This window comes from Paenibacillus sp. FW104-T2 (assembly GCF_058789975.1).
In genome coordinates, this window is the sequence record NZ_JBYTCE010000034.1 from 1 (window position 1) to 22,744 (window position 22,744).

The 22,744-nt window shown below is 43.8% G+C and carries 22 protein-coding genes; 14 read left to right on the top strand and 8 right to left on the bottom strand.

Translation table 11 applies throughout. The annotated features are described in order from the left end of the window. The 7 genes from AC3WQ3_RS27370 to AC3WQ3_RS27400 form a co-directional block, all read left to right on the top strand. Positions 1–219 (top strand): dihydrofolate reductase family protein (locus AC3WQ3_RS27370; RefSeq protein ID WP_492474213.1); only part of this gene is annotated, 219 nt, incomplete at its 5' end. A gap of 15 nt (positions 220–234) precedes the next feature. Continuing rightward, positions 235–2,511, top strand: a complete 2,277-nt coding sequence (locus AC3WQ3_RS27375) for an ATP-binding cassette domain-containing protein (RefSeq protein ID WP_492474214.1) — start codon at positions 235–237, stop codon at positions 2,509–2,511. Between the two features lie 447 nt (positions 2,512–2,958). Next, entirely contained in the window at positions 2,959–3,327 is a 369-nt protein-coding gene (locus tag AC3WQ3_RS27380) for a VOC family protein (RefSeq protein WP_492474215.1), read from the top strand. A gap of 278 nt (positions 3,328–3,605) precedes the next feature. Next, positions 3,606–4,166, top strand: coding sequence for a helix-turn-helix domain-containing protein (locus tag AC3WQ3_RS27385; protein ID WP_492474216.1), 561 nt, complete (start codon positions 3,606–3,608; stop codon positions 4,164–4,166). Between the two features lie 217 nt (positions 4,167–4,383). Continuing rightward, positions 4,384–5,628, top strand: coding sequence for a CynX/NimT family MFS transporter (locus AC3WQ3_RS27390; protein ID WP_492474217.1), 1,245 nt, complete (start codon positions 4,384–4,386; stop codon positions 5,626–5,628). Beyond that, complete coding sequence (locus AC3WQ3_RS27395) at positions 5,621–6,052, top strand: universal stress protein (RefSeq protein WP_492474218.1); 432 nt, start codon at positions 5,621–5,623, stop codon at positions 6,050–6,052. The genes AC3WQ3_RS27390 and AC3WQ3_RS27395 overlap by 8 nt, the downstream gene beginning before the upstream one ends. A gap of 427 nt (positions 6,053–6,479) precedes the next feature. Continuing rightward, a complete protein-coding gene (locus AC3WQ3_RS27400) occupies positions 6,480–6,611 on the top strand; it encodes a sporulation protein YjcZ (RefSeq protein ID WP_127537104.1) in 132 nt (43 codons plus the stop codon). 251 nt (positions 6,612–6,862) lie between these two features. Here AC3WQ3_RS27400 and AC3WQ3_RS27405 read toward each other — a convergent pair whose 3' ends face one another. The 4 genes from AC3WQ3_RS27405 to AC3WQ3_RS27420 all read right to left on the bottom strand — a co-directional run bounded on the left by AC3WQ3_RS27405 (position 6,863) and on the right by AC3WQ3_RS27420 (position 10,506). Beyond that, positions 6,863–7,171 carry a winged helix-turn-helix transcriptional regulator gene (locus tag AC3WQ3_RS27405; protein ID WP_492474219.1) on the bottom strand — a complete coding sequence of 103 codons (309 nt, stop codon included), beginning with the start codon at positions 7,169–7,171 and terminating at the stop codon, positions 6,863–6,865. A 48-nt stretch (positions 7,172–7,219) separates the two neighbouring features. Then, positions 7,220–7,927 carry an ABC transporter permease gene (locus tag AC3WQ3_RS27410; RefSeq protein ID WP_492474220.1) on the bottom strand — a complete coding sequence of 236 codons (708 nt, stop codon included), beginning with the start codon at positions 7,925–7,927 and terminating at the stop codon, positions 7,220–7,222. Then, entirely contained in the window at positions 7,902–8,846 is a 945-nt protein-coding gene (locus AC3WQ3_RS27415; protein ID WP_492474221.1) for an ABC transporter ATP-binding protein, read from the bottom strand. Before AC3WQ3_RS27415 ends, AC3WQ3_RS27410 begins: the two co-directional genes overlap by 26 nt. Before the next feature lie 91 nt (positions 8,847–8,937). Continuing rightward, positions 8,938–10,506 carry an FAD-dependent monooxygenase gene (locus AC3WQ3_RS27420; protein ID WP_492474222.1) on the bottom strand — a complete coding sequence of 523 codons (1,569 nt, stop codon included), beginning with the start codon at positions 10,504–10,506 and terminating at the stop codon, positions 8,938–8,940. A gap of 121 nt (positions 10,507–10,627) precedes the next feature. Here AC3WQ3_RS27420 and AC3WQ3_RS27425 point away from each other — a divergent pair, with 121 nt between their 5' ends. Next, positions 10,628–11,254 carry a TetR/AcrR family transcriptional regulator gene (locus AC3WQ3_RS27425; RefSeq protein WP_492474223.1) on the top strand — a complete coding sequence of 209 codons (627 nt, stop codon included), beginning with the start codon at positions 10,628–10,630 and terminating at the stop codon, positions 11,252–11,254. Between the two features lie 560 nt (positions 11,255–11,814). Here AC3WQ3_RS27425 and AC3WQ3_RS27430 read toward each other — a convergent pair. Beyond that, entirely contained in the window at positions 11,815–13,203 is a 1,389-nt protein-coding gene (locus tag AC3WQ3_RS27430) for an MFS transporter (protein WP_492474224.1), read from the bottom strand. 115 nt (positions 13,204–13,318) lie between these two features. Here AC3WQ3_RS27430 and AC3WQ3_RS27435 point away from each other — a divergent pair, with 115 nt between their 5' ends. After that, positions 13,319–14,206 carry a LysR family transcriptional regulator gene (locus AC3WQ3_RS27435; protein ID WP_336781602.1) on the top strand — a complete coding sequence of 296 codons (888 nt, stop codon included), beginning with the start codon at positions 13,319–13,321 and terminating at the stop codon, positions 14,204–14,206. A 183-nt stretch (positions 14,207–14,389) separates the two neighbouring features. Continuing rightward, a protein-coding gene (locus AC3WQ3_RS27440) for an IS3 family transposase (protein WP_492474225.1) occupies positions 14,390–15,552 on the top strand; the annotation gives its coding sequence in 2 pieces (ribosomal slippage) (positions 14,390–14,654 and positions 14,654–15,552; 1,164 coding nt in all). A 317-nt stretch (positions 15,553–15,869) separates the two neighbouring features. Here AC3WQ3_RS27440 and AC3WQ3_RS27445 read toward each other — a convergent pair. Both AC3WQ3_RS27445 and AC3WQ3_RS27450 read right to left on the bottom strand, forming a co-directional pair. Further along, the gene (locus AC3WQ3_RS27445; RefSeq protein WP_492474226.1) at positions 15,870–17,195 is read right to left on the bottom strand and encodes a sensor histidine kinase; all 1,326 of its coding nucleotides are present in this window, start codon (positions 17,193–17,195) and stop codon (positions 15,870–15,872) included. Next, a complete protein-coding gene (locus AC3WQ3_RS27450; RefSeq protein WP_154894185.1) occupies positions 17,173–17,889 on the bottom strand; it encodes a response regulator transcription factor in 717 nt (238 codons plus the stop codon). The genes AC3WQ3_RS27445 and AC3WQ3_RS27450 overlap by 23 nt, the downstream gene beginning before the upstream one ends. 193 nt (positions 17,890–18,082) lie before the next feature. Here AC3WQ3_RS27450 and AC3WQ3_RS27455 point away from each other — a divergent pair, with 193 nt between their 5' ends. The 4 genes from AC3WQ3_RS27455 (at position 18,083) to AC3WQ3_RS27470 (ending at position 21,643) form a co-directional block, all read left to right on the top strand. Further along, a complete protein-coding gene (locus tag AC3WQ3_RS27455; RefSeq protein ID WP_492474227.1) occupies positions 18,083–19,102 on the top strand; it encodes a DJ-1/PfpI family protein in 1,020 nt (339 codons plus the stop codon). A 50-nt stretch (positions 19,103–19,152) separates the two neighbouring features. Next, positions 19,153–19,812, top strand: a complete 660-nt coding sequence (locus tag AC3WQ3_RS27460; protein ID WP_492474228.1) for a DUF2306 domain-containing protein — start codon at positions 19,153–19,155, stop codon at positions 19,810–19,812. Between the two features lie 206 nt (positions 19,813–20,018). Next, entirely contained in the window at positions 20,019–20,321 is a 303-nt protein-coding gene (locus tag AC3WQ3_RS27465; protein WP_095357945.1) for an ArsR/SmtB family transcription factor, read from the top strand. Between the two features lie 143 nt (positions 20,322–20,464). Then, entirely contained in the window at positions 20,465–21,643 is a 1,179-nt protein-coding gene (locus AC3WQ3_RS27470) for an MFS transporter (RefSeq protein ID WP_492474229.1), read from the top strand. Positions 21,644–21,978: 335 nt separating this feature from the next. On the opposite strand, the gene AC3WQ3_RS27475 is transcribed toward AC3WQ3_RS27470, so the two are convergent. Further along, positions 21,979–22,527 (bottom strand): TetR/AcrR family transcriptional regulator, encoded by a 549-nt coding sequence (locus AC3WQ3_RS27475; protein WP_492474230.1) that lies wholly within the window; start codon positions 22,525–22,527, stop codon positions 21,979–21,981. Between the last annotated feature and the right edge of the window lie 217 nt (positions 22,528–22,744).

The following is a 22,744-nucleotide window of genomic DNA, read 5'->3' on the forward strand; positions in this document are numbered from 1 at the left end:
GGTAAAGATATCTGGCTATATGGTGGAGCAAGTCTTATTACAACTTTTATCAATTTAGGGCTTGTTGATGAATTTAGATTATCAGTCCACCCTGTTGTTTTGGGAGAAGGAAAACCACTGTTTGTTGATATAAAACAGAGGTTGAATTTAAAAATGGTGAATACAAGAACGTTCTCTTCGGGTGTTGTACAACTAATTTATCATTTAGATGAAAATTAAATCCGAGGTGAGGCTATGAACGTCAATGAAATCATCATTGAAGGAGCACGCGAAAATAACCTGAAAAACGTGAGTGTACGCATCCCGAAACGAAAAATCACGGTCTTCACTGGTGTTTCGGGTTCTGGCAAATCCTCTCTGGTCTTTGACACCATCAGCGCCGAAGCTCAGCGGCAGCTTAATGAGACGTTTTCTGCATTCATCCGCAATCGGCTGCCCCGGTTCAGTCAGCCGGACACCGATCGGATCGAGAACCTGTCTACAGCGATTGTCATCGATCAGAAAAGGTTTGGTGGCAGCTCCCGTTCGACGGTCGGCACGATAACCGATATTTATGCGATGCTCCGGCTGCTGTTCTCCAGAATTGGTAAGCCCTTTGCCGGCAATTCTCATGTTTTTTCGTTTAACGACCCGGCCGGTATGTGTCCGGAATGCTCCGGAGTCGGGCAGGTTGTACAGTTCGATGTTGACAAGCTGTTGGACAGGTCCAAGTCGCTGAATGAAGGCGCGATCCTGTTCCCTGTATTTAAAGTGGGGAGCTGGTACTTGAATACGTATGTCCATTCTGGTTTGTTCGACAACAACAAGCAGCTTGCTGAGTATACGCTGGCAGAATGGGATACCCTCCTCCATGGCAAAGAAAGCAAGATCGTATACCGCACCAAAGGCGGCGACATTGAATCGGATTATGAAGGTCTGCTACCCAAGCTCACCCGCCTGTATTTAAAGCGGGATAACAGTGAAATGTCAGATGCTAAACGCGAAACTCTTGACCAATTTCTATCCTATAGCGAATGTAACCTTTGCAGGGGAAGTCGGCTTAATCAAGCGGCATTAAGCTGCCGAATCAACGGGTACAACATTGCACAATGCGCGGCGATGGAGATAGGGGATCTTATTCGGATGATCGAGATCGTTCGAGACCCCGTTGCTAGCCCGATAATAGACGGAATTCTGACACGGCTGAACCATCTGGTCGATATTGGGCTGGACTATCTTAGTCTTGACCGACAGACAGCGACTTTGTCGGGCGGGGAGTCACAGCGCATCAAAATGGTCCGTCATCTGAGCAGTAGTCTAACTGACATGATCTACATTTTCGATGAACCGAGCGTCGGACTGCACCCCCGAGATGTCCATCGTTTGAACGGCATGCTGCGCCAGCTACGGGACAAAGGGAATACCGTACTTGTCGTTGAACATGACCGCGAAGTCATGGAGATCGCCGATTGCATCATCGATGTCGGACCTTATGCGGGAACCCGCGGCGGGGAGATCGTCTACAAAGGAGACTTTGTAGGCTTGCTGCGCTCGGATACATTGACAGGAAGGTGCTTGAAGCAAAATCTGCCCTTAAAAACAACAACTAGGGTGCCGAAGGGCAAAATGACAGTAGCTGGTGTCAGCCTGCACAATCTGAGGGATGTTACGATTGATATACCCGTTGGTGTGCTAACGGTGGTTTCTGGAGTAGCGGGCTCAGGTAAAAGTACGCTGATTAACGGAGCCTTCCTGCAAACGTATCCGGAAGCGATTGTCGTTGATCAGACGGCTGTGGGAACTTCCGTCCGCTCCAATCCGGCTACCTACACAGGTATGATGGATGAGATTCGGCGGCTGTTCGCAGCAGCTAACAAGGTAAGCGCATCCTTATTCAGCTTCAACTCCAAGGGAGCCTGTTCCAATTGTCAGGGTCTAGGGATGATCTACACGGATTTGGCCTTTCTCGAGCCGGTAAGGACGACATGTGAAGTTTGTGAGGGCAAGCGGTTTAACAATGAAGTGCTGCAGTATGAACTGAACGGAAAATCCATCAGCGATGTCCTTGAAATGACAGTACGGGAAGCTTCGGAGTTCTTCAGCAGGAAGGAGCTGCTTCGTCAATTGCAGACATTGGAGGAGGTGGGACTCGGATACTTGACACTGGGCCAGCCTCTGAACACTTTATCGGGCGGTGAATGCCAGCGCATTAAACTGGCCGGAGAACTTCACAAGGAAGGCAGTCTTTACGTAATGGATGAACCGACAACCGGACTGCATATGTCCGATATTTCCCGTCTGATGGACATAATGAACCGCTTGGTAGACGGGGGTAACACGCTGGTGGTTATCGAGCACAACCTGGATGTGATCAAAAGCGCGGATTGGATTATTGACATGGGTCCAGAGGGCGGCTACCGGGGTGGCCAAATTGTATTTGAAGGTACTCCTGTCCAGCTTTCAGCTTGTGAGCATTCGATAACGGGGGCATATTTACGCAAAGCAGAAGCCGCCAAGTCAGCATCATCCTGATTGAAAAGGGAAAAGCCCGGTATTATTAAAAACATGGATAAAGCTTCAGACTTGAATTAACGTTCATCAGTCACTAAACAGCAATCGGTACAAGTTCGTGTTCCGTAACAAGGACAAGAAGAACTTGTGCCTTTTCGTGTCCGTCAACCTGAAGCTTACCAAAACCAGGTAAGAAAGAAAAGAAATCAAAAACTGAAAAGTGCTACTGACATACTGTTGGCAGTAACGGGTTTATATAATCGAGACATACAAAGTGAGAGAGAGGTTATTTACATGACTTTATAATAAATGAAGGGTGAACAGAGGGAGGATGACCTACGCTTTTTCAGGGCGATGGCGAATGATCCACGAGAGAGCGAGTTAAGAGTAGAGATCTCTTACCATTGAGAAATAAAATTACAACAAATAACATAACAACCCCTAATAACAAAGGAGGACATAAACATTATGTCAGCAATTGGACCCGACTTCATTTCACTTCAAGTGAGTAATCTTGAAAGCTCTGCAGAATTCTATCAAAAATATCTTGGACTGGTTCGCTCACAGGCAGGACCACCTCATGCGGTAGTCTTTGAAACTAAGCCTATTGCATTTGCCTTTCGTGACTTAATGCCAGGAGTAGAGCTCGGTTCAGGTAGTCAGCCTGGACTTGGTGTCGCTCTGTGGCTTCAAGCCCCAGATACGCAAGAAATCCACGACAAGCTAGTTGCAGCAGGCGTAAAGATCACATCTGCACCAATCGATGGACCATTTGGGCGAACCTTTACATTTGCAGACCCAGACGGTTACTTAGTTACCCTTCACAGTAAAGCCTGATATGAAAGTGTACCTAGCTTAACAATACGGATAACTTTTCCAGTCACATTGAGCCAATTGTTATTACAACATTAAGAGTCTATTCCCGTAATTTGTATTCTCCCCATACAGTAGACAGGTGAAATAATCCTTCCTGATACAGTGAGGGGAGTTTTTTCATATTGATGATTCCTGCGATCCAGCAACAACTATTCCTTAGAACGTGAGGGAAGTCTGGAAAAGAATTCAGATAAACAATATACTAGCTATAACAGTTTTATTGTTGAGGTGAATATTCAATGGATGAAGTCAATGAATCAAAACAAATGGTATTACAATTGGGCGGTGCCTTGAAGAAGTACAGAAAAGAAAAAAATATGAGCTTGGATGACTTAGCGGAATTAACGGGCGTAAGCAAACTTACACTGGGGAATATCGAACGTGGCGAGACCAATCCAACGTTGGCGATTATATGGAAAATATCAAAAGGCATATCTTTACCGCTATTGGCTTTGTTCAAATCAGAAGACCCTGTTAGTTTGTATCGAGCAGGCGAAGGACTGCGATTTTCTAATGATCAAAAAAATTGGATCATTGAACCCGTCTTTAAAAGCAACGGTATTGAAATGTGTCGGGCTTACTTGCAGCCGAATAGCTCGTATCACCCTGAAGGTCATCATGTGAACACAACTGAAATTGCAACAGTAATGACGGGTTCCATTGAAATTCAAGTCAATGAAGAGATTCACACATTGAATCAATATGATACGATCAGTTTTCGTGCAGATTGTCCTCACGCTTATACCAATCATACGAATAGCGAAACAGTGCTCCATATCTCCTTAAAGTATGGTTTCTAAAAATCAAAATTCTACTTATTATACAACTCCGAATTCCATGACGGGAATTCAGAGTTGTATTTTTGTTTTTAAACAATTTAAAATATATTATATAATACTTATTGTAAATATTAATGTATTATAATATACTTTTGGTGTCCGCGCGGATGTTATTGCCTCTTTTTTCAATTAGCAGGAAACAAACCATACGTATGAATTCAGAAAGGAGAATTGAAGAATGCCGAACCAACAAAATAAAAAAGCCGTACCATCTTCTATAGGGTTTATCATTCTCGGCATTATTGTGATTGCAGCTAATTTACGTACTCCCTTAACCTCAGTTGGGCCTTTGGTGAGTCTTATAAGGGATGACGTTCAAATTTCAAATACATTAGCCGGCCTCATAACAACGCTACCCTTACTTGCCTTTGCTTTATTATCGCCTCTAGTACCCAAATTAGCACGAATGTATGGGGTTGAACGCATCATTTTGATTGCACTCATATTTCTGACTGTTGGTATTGTAATACGTTCTTTATCTGGCGCAGCTAATCTGTATATCGGGACTGCAATTCTTGGGTTGGCAATTGCCGTATGTAATGTATTATTGCCCAGTATTATCAAAAGGGATTTCCCAAATAAAATGGGTTCCATGACAGGTCTTTACTCTATTTCAATGAGTTTAAGTGGAGCAATCGCATCAGGAATAAGTGTACCGCTAGCCGTGAACGCAGGTCTAAAATGGCAGGGAGCGCTAGGAATATGGGGGATTCTAAGCTTCGTATCGATCCTTTGTTGGTTACCGCAATTAAAAAATCAAACGAGGCAAACAGCCACGACGAGCCAACACAGGGACAGCAAGGATGTGAATGTTTGGCGTTCCCCTCTTGCCTGGCAAGTAACCTTATTTATGGGTATACAATCTATGGTTTTCTATGTGTTGATCGCATGGTTACCCGAAATTTTAAAGCAACAAGGAATTGACTCCAACCAATCAGGATGGTACCTCTCGATCATGCAGTTAGCCATGCTTCCATTTACATTTGTTGTTCCCGTTATTGCTGGGCGAATGTCTAGCCAACGTTTGTTAGTGGTCATCACAACCACTTTGCTTTTGACGGGAACGCTCGGACTTCTTTATGGGAGTTCCGATATCATATTGTTGTGGATCATAATACTTGGAATTGGGGGAGGCTTCGCCTTTAGTTTGTCCATGATGTTTTTTGGATTACGTACCGAAAATGCACATCAAGCAGCTGAACTGTCAGGCATGGCGCAATCGATCGGATATCTTCTTGCCGCAGTCGGTCCTGCACTTATAGGATATCTGCATGATGCGACAAATAGCTGGAAACTGCCACTTATCATTCTACTTGGTGCTTCGGTCTTACTCTTTTTAGTTGGTATAGGAGCAGCAAGAAATCGTTTTGTAGGTAACCGATATAGCTACGAGCTGCACGGAAAGGACGATAAAAATGTTTGAGAACATTATGGTGGCCATTGATCAAGATCAAATAACAAACAAAATCCTCGATGCAACCGTTGAAATAGCCCGAAACAAACCAACTCAAGTTACCTTGATTAATGTCAGCCAGGAATATGTATCGAATGGCATGACATATGTACCAGAGAATTTCTTGGAAGAAATATTGAACGAAATGGAGAAGGCGAGCTTGGAACAATTACAACAAGCCAAATCCAAATTAGAATTTGCGGGGATTAATCCGAAAACAGTTCATCTTAAGGGAAACCCTGCACATGAAATATTAAAATATGCAAGGGATACTGAGCAGCAACTCATTATTATTGGAAGCCGAGGACTAAGCGGGATAAAAGAAATAATGCTTGGAAGTGTCAGCCACAAGGTTTCACAGCTATCCATTTGCCCAGTTCTCATTGTACATTAACACCTCTGTGCTGCAGAGATGATGTATTGATATACGAACGGGGAACGTACAGCGGCATTCTAGGGCCTTGTGTCCTACAATGCCGCTGTTTCGATATCCTTTTAGCTGACCAAATGCTGACGCAGACGCTGAAATTGAATGGAGGGAGGACCTGTCGACCATATGGTTGAGCCTTCCAATGCTACAGAGCTCAGATACATGCTGAAGGATGAAGGGTGTTTGCCAGCAAATAACTGCAGAGTGATCGGAAGGGATGGTCAGCTTGAAGAACAATCTACTATGTTTGCAGCTATGATTAAGAAGACTCCCATTCATAGTTGATTGAAGCAGACTTGCCTGTTGGTTGGTGGCCTTTTTTTAATAAAGCCTTGTCAAAATGGATATACCTGAATAATCTATCCCATACCACAAAGAGGGGGATGGAAGCATGAGTGAAGTTGGATATGGTAATGATAATGTAGGAGGAGTAAGTGGAGGATATGGTGGCTTTACGTCCATCGGTGCAATACTCGTACTGTTTATTTTATTGGTCATTATCTCCAAGGCTTTCTTAGTTTAAGAGTTCACTTCTTAGTTTTCCCGCCAGCTTTACTGGCGGTTTTTTTTTGATTTGCTTACGTTCGTTGTACGATGATAAAAACTAGAAAGTCACCTCAGGTTGATATGTATTTAAAGAATTACTATAGCACGTTAAGCTAATGGGAAACGATAACTCAATGATATAAAGAAAGCAGTTGATCAAAGCGACCAGCTGCTTTTGTTCAGGTAACGGGCAGTTTAGCGTAGTAATTGAGGGAACGTCCATTCAAATTACCTGTTTTCACCGAATTCTTTACCGAAGTCCTCCATCTTTTCAAGGATTGGAAGTAACTTCATTCCCTTTTCTGTCAAAGAGTACTCGACTCGTGGAGGAACTTCCGGATAAACATCACGTTGAATAACGCCATCATTCTCTAATTCCTTAAGTTGCTTGGTAAGCGAGCCCTGAGAGAGATCGCCAAGAAATTTTTTGATGTCCGAATAACGACGTGTTTCATTTTTTAGATACCATAATATAAAATACTTCCAGCGTCCGGAAAGAAGATTCTGCGTAAAGGCTATATTACTTTGTTCGTGCATCATCTTTTTCCAAATGGATTTTACGCAGAAGTCTTCCTTGTAAAATCATCACTGCTCCCTGTTTTGTAACCATTTAACCGTTCCAATGAGACCTAGGATTCCGACTAAGAAAACAAGTAAATAACTGGTACCCAACAAGGGAAATAAAGATACTCCGCTTTCCTGCAAATGCAAAGCAGGTACAGACCATGGCAGATAAGCTCCAAGGGCGGTTGGGCCGAACACTAATGCCAACATTAAAGTTGTAAATGCAAAGCCGATCGGTACCAGATAACCGCGTGATATACAAGCCAATAGGGCAAGAGGAGCACTTAATAATAGGTGGAGAGCACCAATTATAAGTATTAAGAACAAATAATGTTGAACAATTGCAAACGAAAAGCCAGGAAGTCTGATTGCAAAACCAAGTATTAAGGCATAAGCAAAGCTGATCAACATCATTACTAAACACCAGAATATAATTGCAACATACTTGGCAATCGCGATTTTACCACGTGATACAGGCAAAACGAGCAAATCCTTGAGCGTCCGATCGGAATACTCTCGGCCAAATGTCCAACTTGTTACCAATCCAAACCCCAGCAGCCCAAACACAGATGCATACAAAAATGCAGTCCGTTCAAAAAATGAACGCCAATTGGGCTGTCCTAAGAACAATGTGGTGACAAACAATATAAACAGAAGCGTGCCCCATAAAACATAGGAACGACGCAATTTGTAAACTTCAACACTACAGGCTGTCAACAATGGTCTCAATCCGTTTATCCTCCTCGGCTCCGATTACATTGAGAAAATAATGCTCCAAATTCTCTTCTTCAATGTTAAGCATGGTAAGCGGTACTTCATGATGAGCAAGCAATCTCGCGATATGTTCGGGATGTTTAACGGCATGATCGTCCGGTAGCGCAAAGCCGTTCGAAGTCGAATGTACCGCATACCCGGACTCTGTAAGAATAGCTTGAGCCTTTCGATCATCTTTTGTCCCGATTATCAACTGCTTTCGGCGGATGGTTTCAAAGTCTTTTGTTGTCAGTTCTTCAAGCAATACGCCTTTGTGAATAATGCCGATTCGAGAAGCCATTTTGGATATTTCCTCAAGGATATGGCTCGATATAAACACGGTAACCCCTTGTTGAGAAGCTAGAGCTTTCAGCAGCTCCCTTATCTCGACAATTCCGGCTGGATCAAGCGCATTGGTTGGCTCATCAAGAATCAGGACGTCAGGCTTATGAATTAACGCTTTGGCCAACCCAAGTTTCTGCGCGTTACCAAGTGACAAATCTCTTGCCTTACTATGCGTATATTGGGTCAAATTCAATTGCTCCATAATTTCGTTAACTGCCCTCGGAACCGATAATCCTCGCATTTTGGCCATTAAACTCAAGTTTTCCCTAACCGTAAAGGTAGGGTAGGCATAAGGAACTTCCACCATATAACCTACTCGTCTTGACAAATCAGGATTCCCATTCGCCCAGCGCTGACCAAACAAATACACTTCTCCGGAAGAAGGCTTACTCATTCCGAGAAGAGCCCGGATGGTTGTCGTTTTCCCTGCACCGTTCAATCCCAGGAATCCATAGATTTCTCCCTTCTTAACGGAAATCGAAACGCGATCTACAATGACTTTATTCCCGTACTGCTTGGTCAAGTTAACGGTTCGAATAATATCTTCCATAGTAACAGTCCTTCCATAACCTAAATTTAAAGAATATAAGAGCCGATAGCCATATGAGATGTTGAAAAGAATTCCACTGGCCTTGACCAAATCAATTTGCGCGATAAATGGAATTCAAGTAATTCGAAATCGATGCGGTATCATGATTGTAGGCCCGCAGTGCGATGTAACCGTCAGGACGAATCAATACGAGTTCATTACTTTTTACATCGTAAATCCGATAGGCATTCCCTCCGGTATCCGTTATACCTTCCACTTTTTCCACATGCGATGGAAGGATGCAATGCACATGGAGTTCGTCGTAGGCGAAGTCTTTCAAAGAAAGATGATCTGTGCGGTTTACAAAAGCCAAAAGAGTCCAGTGTGGGCCGCGCAATAAGTCAAATACACTTCCTGCAAATCCTATACCTTGCAGACCCTCGGCATTAGGAGCACGGTCCCCGGCCAATGAACGGGTAACATTCCTGCGAGCAGACGGGCGGGTAAGAGAACTTGATCGATAGGAAATGAGAAGCCCACTTGTCAGATCGTCGGATATGGTGCTCAACGATTGGGACAACCCTCCGCCTTCAGTCGCCGTTCCTATGACCCCTTGCATCTTCTTCGTGCTGTCCTCAAGCACGGCTTGAGCAACTGGGCGGCGCTCCTCATCGTATGTGTCGAGCAGGTCGGTGTCTGCTCCGCGTATGACAGCCGCCAGCTTCCAGCCGAGGTTGTACGCGTCCTGCATCCCCGTATTCATGCCTTGACCGCCGGCCGGCGAATGAACATGAGCAGCATCGCCGGCAAGGAAGACCCGGCCGTTGCGGTAACATTCAACCATACGGACGTTGACCCGGTAGATAGAAAGCCAGGAAGCATCCGTGAGCCGAACAACTCCTGCCCCGGCCCTGCGGTCAAACATGGCTTGATACGCCTCGAGTGACGGCTGCTCTGGTTCTTCGATATCTGCCGGAATTGTAGCTTGCAGCTGCCAAATATCGGATTTCGGCAGTGGTGTCACCCCGACCATCCCTTCCGAAGATGTCCAGATATGAATATGATCGCGATCCAACCCTTCCAATCGTACATCGCCAAGATACCATCGCTCATCATCGTGTGTTTCCCCAACCAGCGGTAAGTGAATAAACTTGCGGATATTGCTTTTGCCCCCGTCAGCGCCGACGACATAACGAGCGCGAATTTGCTCTTCTCCTTGCGGTGTATTCAAGGTTACCGTCACACCATCCAAGTCCTGTTCGAGCCCTACAGCTTCCACGTCCAACTCGACTTGACCGCCAAGCGCTACATAGCGGTCGCGCAATGCTTTTTCCACATCATACTGAGCAATCCAGACCGGATCACGATAGGGTGTCTCCAGTTCGGCGCTGGCTGGAACGGTAATAGCAGGCTTATCGACACTCCTGCCATCTTCGGTATAGTAACGAACAGGCAAATCCACAACACCTGTGTCCATAATGTAACGAACGGCCTCCAAATCATCAACAACCTCAAGCGAGCGGGGCTGGATTGCTTTGGCGCGAGACGCTACGTTATATAAGGCGCTTCGTTCAATAATACGATGGTCGACGTTTCGACGGGCAAGGTCGCAGGCAAGTGTAAGCCCTGTTGGTCCGGCCCCGACAATGAGAACATCAACAAAAGACTGAGCGGTTTCCATGGATAAATTCCTCCTTGATCATTAATATTGATATGATGCATTGATTATACTACACCGTGCAGTGTAGTTTGTAAAGTGGAACTCATTTTTGATAGTATACCTATAGGGGGGAAACATAAGGATGGATAATACGGTAAACAAAAAAATCCGCAAAGGCTCCTTAGACAAACGAGCCAAAATTATTGCGGCAGCACGAGACCTGTTTCTTTCAGATGGTTTTGATCGCTCCAGCGTCGATGCAGTCGCAGCTAAAGCGGGAGTTTCCAAACGGACCGTTTATGATTATTATGGGGACAAACAGAACTTGCTGCTTGCTGTTGTGGAAGAAACCAGTGAGGCGGTTCTGGACATGATCAAGCAAGGGATATCAGACTACCTCTTGGAATTCGAGGATCTGGAGCAGGCCCTCATCTTATTCTGCGAACAATTCGTAGCTTCTGCGAACGGTTCGTCCGATTACAGCGCTTTGATGCGTCTGGTTACTATGGAAGCCGCCAATCTACCAGGCTCGTTTTTAGAAAAGCTGGATAACGCAACGGAAGAGGGGATTATCAGGAGGTTTACCGAGTTTGGACAAGCCGGACTGCTCGCTGTGCCAGATCCTGTAATGGCTACAAAGCACTTTGCTGCCTTAACGTTTTTGTTGGTATTTGATCAACCGATAAAAGCAAGCGATTTGGAGGAGGAGCAAACCAAACGTATCATCACAGAAGGCGTACGCGTCTTTCTTTGCGCTTATGGAAAATAGCAGGGAAGAGAAGTGAGGAGATCAGTGTTCCTCTCTTAAAGAAAATCATTGAGATGAGATATCAATCGTTCCCAAAATAGCTCTCAAGTATAGTTATCAATAAGCAAATAAATTACATCGACTGAAATCTCAAAAAATAGTTGATTCATATGAAAACATATCGAATTTTTTAAAACCGTTAAGTTTAATATTAACGGTTTTTTGTTGTAATATTGTCGTGGTATTGAAAAATCTCCATTGAAGAATAGACAGCGGATATCGAGAGACTAGAACATGGTCCCATTGCCAGTTAGGCGTATATCTAATCGTATCTTGCCCTTCAATTCATTCAACTAACGGGAGAACTTTACTTCAATGTCGTGTAGGAGTCGGTCGGTCATATGAACCGCCTATTTTTTCGGAACTTAAGAATAGATGAACAGATGATAAGATTACCCTGCTGCTGCCGTCATTATACCAACGAGAAACGTTAATTCAACAAGAAATTACGGTAGCTGATTTTCACAATCAGCTGCCGCTTTCTGTTGAGTAACAAAGGATAATTTACATCTGTGAGATAACTAGGAGTCATGCAACTGCCCTGTCTCCTTGTGCCGCCAATTTATGAATACCAATGACAATGCAATTAACGTGAGGATCATCCCAAGTACTCGAAATCCTTCGAAGCTGAAGTGATCTCCCATTACAATGCTAATCAGTAAAGAAGAGAGAATGGTTCCCAGGTATCTTGAGGTATTGAATATTCCAGATGCTACACCAATAATTTCTTTTGGTGAGCTTTTGAATAAGGCCGCTTGCATAGCTACACTGTTCAACCCGTTGCTAATACCGAATGCAGCTAAAGCAAGACATACACTAATAACCGGTGAAGTCTGATCCAGTGTCACGATCCACACGGACCCAAATGTCATTAGTATTCCGGACATAAGCAATGCTGGCCCGGGTCCTGATTTATCGATCCATCGTCCTGCCATTGGGGAAGCAACGAGCGAGCACAAGCCTAAGCTTAGCATGAGCATCCCTGTATCGAACTCGCTGACATGACGTACGATTTGCAAGTAGGATGGAAGCCCAAAAAAGAGAGAGTAAAAAAGCAAGTTAACGACCATGAATTCGACATTGATCCAAGTCATTGCAGGATATTTAGCGAATGTGCGTAAAGGAATAAAGGGTGCCTTCGCTTTTAGCTCATGTCGCACGAAAGCTCCCAGTCCAACGAAGCCAATCAGCCCGACAATAACGTTGTTAAATGAAATCTGACCAGATGATTTTGCGGACAATAGTCCAACGAGCAGAGCTACGAGACCCACGGTAAATAGCAGAATTCCTGATGCATCAATCAAATCAAACCATTTGCGAAAGGACATGTTGCGTGCAACTGATGTGGTAGACGGATCATCCTTAGGAATATGCCTCCATGCTAATAAAAAGCTTGTCACGACGAAAGGAATATTAACCCAAAAGATAGCAGGCCAGCCCCACCAGTGAATGATGACCCCGCCAATAAAGGGGCCAATCGCTGCCGCTCCGGACAGAAATATGGACAACATTGACAGTGCAGTTGCTTGTTTCTCCGTAATATGAATTCGCACAATGGCCATTCCAACCGCAACCATCATGCTTGTTCCGATGGATTGCACAATGCGGAACACGATGAGCCATCCAAAGTTTGGGGATAGTGGAGCTAATAATGATGCAGCGAAGGATACAACAAGTCCGCTAAGAAATATCCTCCTTCTACCGAATAAATCGCTGGCTTTTCCCATAATCGGTTGAGCGATAGCACTCGCAATGTAGAACGAAAAAATAATCCAGGAGACCACTGTAAAGTCGAGATGGAACACATTTTGCAGCCTTGGAATAGCAACTGAAACCATTGAAGAATTCAAAGGGTTCAATAGAATCCCTAGTCCAACGGAAATCATCAACCACCTACTGCGAATACTCATTTTAATCCCCCACTCTGTATCTTAGTGTCATCATCGTACTTGAAATCATTTATTTATTCCAATGCATTTTATGTTATGATTTCATTGACTCAAGGGAATGAGTGGAGGGTGTAAAATGGAACTTCTTCAACTGAAATATTTTCTAGAGGTAGCTCGTTTGGAACATATGACCGAAGCAGCACGAAGTCTGCACGTCACCCAATCATCACTAAGCAAAACGATTGGGCGCTTGGAGGAGGATTTGGGAGTCCCGTTATTCGATCGAGTAGGGAGGAAACTGCGATTGAATGAGTTTGGTAGCAGATTCTATCTCCGTGCAGAAAGGGCGTTGTTTGAATTGGAACAGGGGAAGCAGGAGATTAGCGATTTGTCCAGCCCAGAACATGGCACACTCGAATTGGCGGTGACTACCGCAAGCACATTGCCTCAGATCCTTCGAGAGTTTCGGAACAAGCGACCTGATATCCAATTTCATGTGCAAATGCTCACCACGCAGGAAATGGTTACGCTTCTTCATAGAGGAGAGGTTGATTTTTGCTTGTCCTCACCTCCTATACGAGGGGAAGACATCGAATGTCAAATCATGTTTGTCGACCCGATTCTTGTAGCTGTTCCCAAAGGGCATCGGCTTGCTGACCGAAACAACATATCTTTGACTGAGCTAAGGGATGAATGTTTTGTTGGTGTAAAAAGAGGCTACGGTACTCGCGATCTGGTGGATTCTATATGCAAATCGGCTGGATTTATACCTACATATGTGTATGAAGGTGATGAACCTGCAAGGCTAAGTTCTCTAGTGGAAGCTGGGATTGGCATAGCCTTTATACCAAGTACGGCGAGGTATTCTGGGGCACATATCAAATATCTCAAAGTAGAAAATCATGAATTGGTAAGGGAGATCGCTTTGTTATGGCAGAGGAGTCGGTACATTTCGCGAGCGGCTCACGAATTCCGTGAGGTAGTTATAGAATATTTCCGGACGATATCCAAACAGACAATTTAATTATCCGACATCTAATGCCATCTCTAAATCCGTTTATTCCGCTAAGAGGAAGGAAAAATGTTGAGGGACAAGAACATGGTCCCATTAAAGTCGATATTTTGGTATTATCCCCTTTTAGTAGACATGAGAAAAAAGACATCTGTTAAGATGAACTTAATCATGTAAACGAAGGGGATTTTTTTCATGGCTAAAAAAGGACAAACATACAGGCGGTACTCCTTGGAGTTGAAATTGGAGGCCGTCCGGCTGGTCAACGAAGAACATATGAGTATACGTGAAGTAGCGACGCGTTTAGATATTCAAAATAAATCTCAGGTACAAGTGTGGGCAGCCAAAGCTAAACAGGGAATGAGTCTAGAACCTGCTACATCCAAACGGGGACGCCCTAGAACCAAGTTTTCCAGTATGGAAGAAGAGATGGCGTATTTGCGGGCGGAAATTGAATACTTAAAAAAGCAGTATCCAAATCTACACAAGGAGTGACGAGTAAAGCAGCCAGATTTCAAATCATTGAGGACCTGAGAGCACGCCATGGTCTGGGTTGGCTCTTGAAGTTAGCTGCGGTTTCACGCTCGGGTTATTACAAGTGGAGAAAAAGCATAACAGCAGCAAAAGAGCGTAGAAACAAGGAACATGAACTAGAATCCCATTTGCTTGCCATCCATCGCGTGCATCCTTACTTTGGCTATCTTCGAATGACAGTTGCTTTACGACGGGAAGGCCTTCGAGTCAACCACAAAAAGGTGTACCGATTAATGAAACAATTAGGCATTTGTTCTGTCATTCGAAAAAAGCGTCGATTCTTTGGAAAACAAGCCTCTGTGGTGAACCCGAATCGGCTGGAGCGTCAGTTTCGGGCGGATACACCACGAACGAAGCTGGTTACGGACATTACCTATATTCGTGCTGGAGAACACTTTGTGTATCTCTCTGTTATTCAGGATTTATACAATAACGAGATTGTAGCGTGGCATCTTTCTGAACGAAATGACCTTGCTTTGGTTCATGAAACGCTGGATAGACTCCGTCAGCACGTGGATCTGAGTGGTGTAATCCTACACTCGGATCAAGGATTTCAATATACTTCGAAGCCCTTTAACCGTAAACTGAACCAGCTCGGCATGCTAGGCAGTCATTCCAGGCGTGGAAATTGCTTAGATAATGCTTGTATTGAGTCTTTTTTCTCTCATTTAAAGACCGAGAAAATATACTTGAATAAGGCGGCAAACAAAGCAGAGGTTGAGCAGCAAGTGAGTGAATACATACTGTTTTACAACCAAAACCGATTTCAGAAAAAACTAAACGACCGTTCCCCGGTAGAATACCGGGAAACGGCCGCAGCATAAATTTTGTCTTTTTAGAACTGTCTACTTGACGGGGTTATGACCATTTTAGCGGCTTTTTTATTTTATCGGTACAAGTACTTGTCCTGACCCAAGGATGAAGATAGCAAAACTATCTTGCATCGTATAATAGCAGAGTTAGATTATTGATCTTTTGGACAAGAGATACTCAGTCTCACTAATTGGAGAGAGAGTGTCATCAAACTAACGAAGAAACGATAGCTTAATAAAACTAAGAAAGCAGCTGATCTATATGATCGGCTGCTATTTTTTTACTAATGGACTGGTCTCTATCAATCCATTGGGAGCCTCTTACATGATTATTTCAAGGATGGAAGCCATCCCGACAAGAGCGCTCCGCCGCGGGTATCGTTGTCAGCCAAAAGTTCGCCTCCATGTCGCCGGATGATGCGTTCGGATATAGCCATGCCCAGACCGCTGCCTCCAGTAGAACGGTTACGGGACATCTCACCTCGAAATAAGGGTTCGAATACTCGCTTCAGTTCATTCTTTGCAAATCCTGAACCCGTATCTCGGATTGTAAACCTGATTTGATCGGTAAATCTGTTGCACTCTATGATAATTTTTCCGGAATCAGGGGTGTATCTGACGGCATTATCCAATAAATTGCTGATCGCGCGTTCTAGCAGATGAGCGTCGCCGCGAACAATGCATGCTCCTGTTAAATGCAAATTTATTGAGATATTCTTTTGCTGAGCCGAGGGCGCCACACTTTCTACCGATTGCTGCAGAACAGTGTGCAGGTTTACGACTTCTTCGATAAGCATAAATTCGCTATAATCCATTTTGGAAAACGTAAATAGATCCTCAACCAAACGGTGCAGCTGTAATGCTTTTTCTTTGCATACGGCGACGTACTTCGCTGTTTTTTCTTGGGATTGGGCTATCCCCAGTTCAAGTCCTTCGAGGTATCCACGCAGTGCAAAGAGCGGGGTTCGAAGATCGTGTGCCACAGCGGCAATGACGAAACGACGTTCCTCTTCGAGGCTCGTTTGTTTCAAGTGAGACGTTTGCAATCCTTGCACCATCTCGTCAAAAGCATCCCGGACATCGGCAATTTCCTTGATGTGTGAAGCAGGAATAGGCACGTTCCAATCCCCGGAAGCAAGCAAGCGCACAGACGTACTAAGACTCTCAAGCGGTTTGATCAAAAAATGCCGCATCGCCATGCTGATGACAAACAAGGCAAGCAAAAATCCGATAAAGATTGAGAACACTTGGAGCTGGTTTGATTTAGGAATGTAAAGTTCGATTTTCCCTTTTATTTGACCATCTGCGAGCAATGTATATCGCTCAACAGTTGAATATCTATTGATATGGTCCGCATCAGTACGATAAATCTCCTGTCCGGCAGCGGAGACCAGGGAAACATTCATGTTTGTATCATCCAACAGGCCTTTCAACTGCACCTGCCATTCGGGTACACTCCAGCGGTCCATATTCGCTTCGATCTGCCCAATAATCTCATTCTGCTGCATTTGTTGTTCTTCATTCAGCAGTGGAGCTGCGGAAAATCGTAAGGTTCCGGTTTCGATATAATGAGCGGTCAAAAAGAGGAGCCAAGGCAACAGCAGGATGAACAGCAGAAAAAGCAACATGAGTTTACGAATCCTTAACGTTCTCACGTGAACCTCCTTCGTAGCGATATCCCACGCCCCAAACATTCACCAGATATTGCGGATTAGCCGGATCGATTTCGATCTTCTCGCGCAGGCGGCTTACATGCACACGAACCGTATGTCTGTCGCCAATGCCTGCCCAATACTTGTCCAGTAATTGATCATATGTAAATACGTGCTTGGGGTGCTGGGTAAACAGCAGCAACAATTCATATTCCTTGGGGGTAAACATGACTTTGTTGCCTTCTACGTATACCTCTCTGGATATGAGGTTTAATTGCAAATGACCGTTTTCCAGCAAAGATTCTACCGAGGTCTGAGGTGGGGAAGAAGAGGTACGTCTTAATACGGCCTTTACTCTAGCGACAATTTCGCCAGGAGAAGCCGTTTTCACAATGTAGTCATCTCCACCCAGCGAAAGCCCTCTAATTTTATCCACGTCATCACTTTTGGCGCTTAAGAACAAAATCGGCACAGGATTTTCTTTGCGAATCTGGCGGCACAAATCGAAGCCGTTCTGTCCAGGCATCATGATATCCAGAACGATACATTGAATGGCATAATGCTGGAGCGCATCCCAAGCCTCAGTAGCGTTGCAAGCCGTGATGACGCGAAATTGTTCGTGTTCCAAAAAGTCTTTTAATAATTCGACAATGCTAAGGTCGTCGTCAACAATAAGCACAGTAATTGAATCGTTCATACGTATCCCACCTTCAAAACCTAGTGTAACATGGTCGTATTGAAAACCAATGGATGTTTATAATTTTGTGATATTTTGTTGATGGTTTTGTGGCGAGTATGGACCTTCTTTTGAGAGGTTTTGTTGGTATCCTTATCAAAGGAACAGGGAGAATCCCCTGCATCAAGATCGAAATCATAGGGAGGACATATTTATGCTGCATGTTCAAATTGTGTTGTTTGATGGCTTTGATCTCTTGGATGCAATTGCGCCTTATGAAGTGTTTATTGCGGCATCAATGTATACTGAAGAAGCCCTGAGGGTAGAACTAGTGACCGCGGAAGGGCCGCGGCATGTCACAAGTGGCATTCAAGGGCTGGAGATCGAGGCGACTGGGAAACTGGATCCTGAATGTGGGGGCATAATCCTTGTACCGGGCGCATCCGGTAAAGTCTCCGGAGAGGAGCCTGATTCAATTCCAATCCTTCTGAACCGTGCTGCTGGTACAGAAATCGCTGTACAAATTAGACAAGCATTGGAACGAGAAGACGTTCTAGTTGCTACGGTGTGCGGTGGTTCACTTCTGCTTGCCATGGCTGGTTTGCTTGAAGGCAGACATGCAGTTACGCATCATATGGGCATGGGAGTTTTGGGCGCTACCGGAGCATTTCCTATTCAGGCACGCATTGTGGATGACGGCAATTTGGTGAGTGCAGGTGGTGTGACTTCTGGGCTGGATATTACGTTATATTTAGTGGAACGTACACTAGGCCCTCGTATCGCACATGCCGTGGAACAGCTATTTGAATTTGAGCGGCGGGGAACAGTATGGAAAGCAGAAGGAATGGTGCGGGCGGATGACATGGACGCGACAGGAAAAGAAGAGGAAATAAAATTCGCGCCGGTTATCCTAGAGAAGGTGCATGCCTCTGCGTCACTTTACGAAGGGAAATGGGAAGTAGTCATCTCAACACCAATTGGAAAACTTGAAACTAGTCTTGTGATTCATACAGATAACGGCAGCATTCGGGGCACAGCTACGCAAGACGGTGAGACTGTGGAACTCATCCATCCTCGGGATCAGGGTGATAAATTAGTCTGGGATCTTCGGGTGAGCAAACCGATGAAATTACAGCTTCATTTTGAGGTAACCGTACAAGGGGATGTGATGACTGGAACTGCCAAGGCTGGTTTCTTGCCAGCATCGAAACTGACAGGTCATCGCTTAGTTTGATTGAGATTCAGTGTAACGACAGATGATATTAGAAACGGAAAGGTTCAATCATGAAAAAAACAAACATGGCCTACCGCGTTTTGGTCGGGGTCAGCATCATTTTCATTCTGTATTCGCTAGTTAGGCATTACGTATTCGATCCGGAAGCAACCGCATTTCTCAGTCACAAAACCGGGCTGAAGCGTGAATTGAATCTTCCGGTATGGCTAAAAGTTATGTACATTCATGTTGCATTTGCATGTTTAGCAATGGCAGCAGGACTAGTCAATTTTTCAAGCTTCATACTGGAGAAACACCGGAAAATTCATCGGATCAACGGGTATGTCTATGTCGTTTCTGTAATGACGGTTGTGCTGACATCCGGCTACATGGCTCCATATTCCACTGGAGGCAAGATCAACAGCATCGCGTTTAACATAATCAACATCATTTGGCCACTAGTGACAGTTATGGCGATTGTGCAGATTAAAAAGAAACGAATCGTAAAACACCGGAATTACATGATCCGAAGTTATGCTTTCTGTTTTACGAATATGTTGGTTCATTTAATCACGTTTATGTTCAGTGAAGTCTTCGGCTTGGCCTATGCGAGTAGTTATACATATGGTTTGTATAGCAGCCTCGTTCTGTTATTGATCTTTCCGGACATGTTTATCCGGTATCTGAATAAGATTAAAAAAAACAAAACGATCGGAACCTACTTTTCATAGGTTTCGATCGTTTATGTTGAAATGTAGCAGCGTTACATGTCCTGTAACGATTCTTTTCTGTCTGTAACAAAGTTTATCCTATCTAAAAATTTGAATTTTAGCTCAAAATACTTAATACCGCAGTTATATTATCGGTACTTTCCATGATCTATATGTTATAGGAAATTTAAATTGACATATCGCAAATGATCGATATAATAAGGGTTATGAATCCAATTGAAGTATTTAAAGCCATTTCGAATGAATCCAGGTTACAGATCTTACAATGGCTCAAAGAACCATACGTGCATTTCAAACCCCATGAAGGAGTGGATATGAAGGAAGTAGGGGTTTGTGTAAGTCAAATAACCGACAAGCTTAACATGACACAGTCAACGGCTTCTCAATATCTTACGATATTGCAGCGGGCAGGGTTGATTACAACAAAACGGATAGGCAAATTTACGTATTATCAGAGAGACGAGGAAGCCATAAAGCAATTGGCTCGTTATATGATGAATGATATGTAAGTTATTACTGAGTTCTTACCAAGAATTCAGTTTTTTCTTCGCTGATCATTTCGACAATTCGTTATATGTTTATTTGTAATTATACATATCTACATTTCGCAATATGTAATTTATTATACTTTATTAAAGGAGTTGTATTACATATGTCATCGAGTTTGAAAGTCTATATTTTAGCTATCGTTAGTTTTTTGGTTGGGACTTCTGAGTATATTTTATCTGGCATTTTAGATAAGGTAGCCGGGTCTTTTGATGTCTCACTGGCTGCAGCGGGTCAGTTAATTACCATTTTTTCTCTGGTCTATGCTTTATTCACTCCAATTCTAATGGCGGTAACCGCAAGTATGGACAGACGAAAATTAATCATTATTGGCCTGGCAATATTTGTGATTTCTAATATCCTCGCATTTACCCTACCAGGATATGGACTGTTTGTAGTTGCTCGTATCATTATGGCGATTGGTGCAGGAATCGTTGTGGTCACTGCTTTAAATATTGCAGCTAAAATTGCACCAGCAGGTAAACAAGCAAGTGCTATTGCCACAGTGGTCATGGGTTTCACGGCATCATTAATCGTTGGTGTACCTCTTGGACGAATCACAGCCGACACACTTGGTTGGAAATCAGTGTTTGGGGGGATTGCACTTTTGGGGATTATCGCAATGATCATTCTTTCTTTCGCCATTCCGCGTATTAAGGGGGACGCGCCCATTCCGTTAAGACAGCAGTTAAGTTTATTGAAAAAGCCAAAAGTTGCATTAGGATTATCGATTACCTTCTTTTGGCTTGGAGGATACTCCATCTCTTATACGTACCTCTCTCCCTATTTGCTTGAAGTATCGGGACTAGGTGATAAATATCTCAGCGGCGCATTGCTTATATTTGGTATAGCCAGCATGATTGGCTCCAAAATCGGTGGCTTCAGTACGGACCGTTGGGGCGTTCATCGAACATTATCCGTTGGATTGGCACTCCACATTGTAATGCTGATCCTGTTGTCCGTTGTGACCCATACATTACTTGGTGTAATGATCGTACTTTTGTTGTGGTCCTTCTCAGCATGGTCATCCGGTCCAACGCAGCAATATCATTTAACGACAATTGAACCTGAAGCATCAGGAGTTATGCTTGGTCTTAATCAGTCCATGATGCAGCTTGCTATGGCAGCAGGTGCGGGTGTGGGAGGGATAGCTATTGAAACGATCTCTCTCACGTCGATTACATGGATTGGTGCTGCAGGGATTGCGATTGCAATATTTGCATTGGTCATCCTAAATAAAATGAATACCGTTACAAAAGTTAATTCCAGCATCAACTATAAGTGAATTACAAGGAGCGCATTACGGTGATCCGTATCATAGGTAGAAGTACAGAACATTACGCTAACGGGAAACGCTAATTTAATATACTAAGAAAGCAGCTGATCTATGGGATCGGCTGCTTTTGTTCAACTATAGGACAGTTTAGTTGAATATTAATTGCTCTGAACTAGAACAAAGGCGAATATTCTTTTGGGGAAAAGACGGAAAAGAACTCCCCAGTCCCAGGCTCTCATGTGCAAGAACAAGTTCCCACTTAGATAAGAATTTAAGTGCAGCAATGAATCAGGAGCAGGTACCTTAGGCAGGCAACACCGCTCCTTGTAATATAGGATATCCTTTCAAACACCCTGTTTGATTAAACTCCAGATGCGTTCAAACCGATCTTGGTAGTCTGGTGAATTCCAGGATTCCTTAAAAGAGGGGAGACTAAACACCGCAAAAGCAGATAGTATTGCCTCAGCCCGTTCAAAGTGAGGATCGTTATAACCCATAAACCCATCAATAATTTGATATGAATCCCAGAGAACATCCCGTAATACCAAAGGATTACTGTCCACATACTGTGTATTTAATGCGAACATTTTGGGATTCTCATTATAAGCGCGTTTTTTGGCATTCACAAATGCCCAAAGCCAGTCGTGGAGCACTTCCTGGGAAGAGGGCAAATGCGCCATGTTTATACTGATTTGTTCTGAAATCATCCGATTGAACCAGTTTTTAGCTACAGCTGCCCAGAGTTCTTGTTTATTTTTAAAATGCTTATAGAGTGCTGCATGGGTAATATTCAGTTCATCCGCTATTTGTGAGAGCGTCACTTCAGATTTCTCCGTGCGCTCCATTAATGCCTCGGCAGTTTCAATAATAAGCTGCTGCGTGATTTTAGCCATTTGTTATGGCAGGTGAATATGGGGCTTTTTGAAGCGACCAGTTACTGCTATACCCCAGTCTCACACCGTTATGCCCAACCCTTCTTTCGTTGATTAGTCTTTACCGCCCGTAATCATACCTTCCATTTATTTTAGCATATAAAATATGGAGTAACAAACGTTGACTTTTGTAACCAATAAGATTATGCTTGCTGTGTAAGTTACAAAATTAAATAAA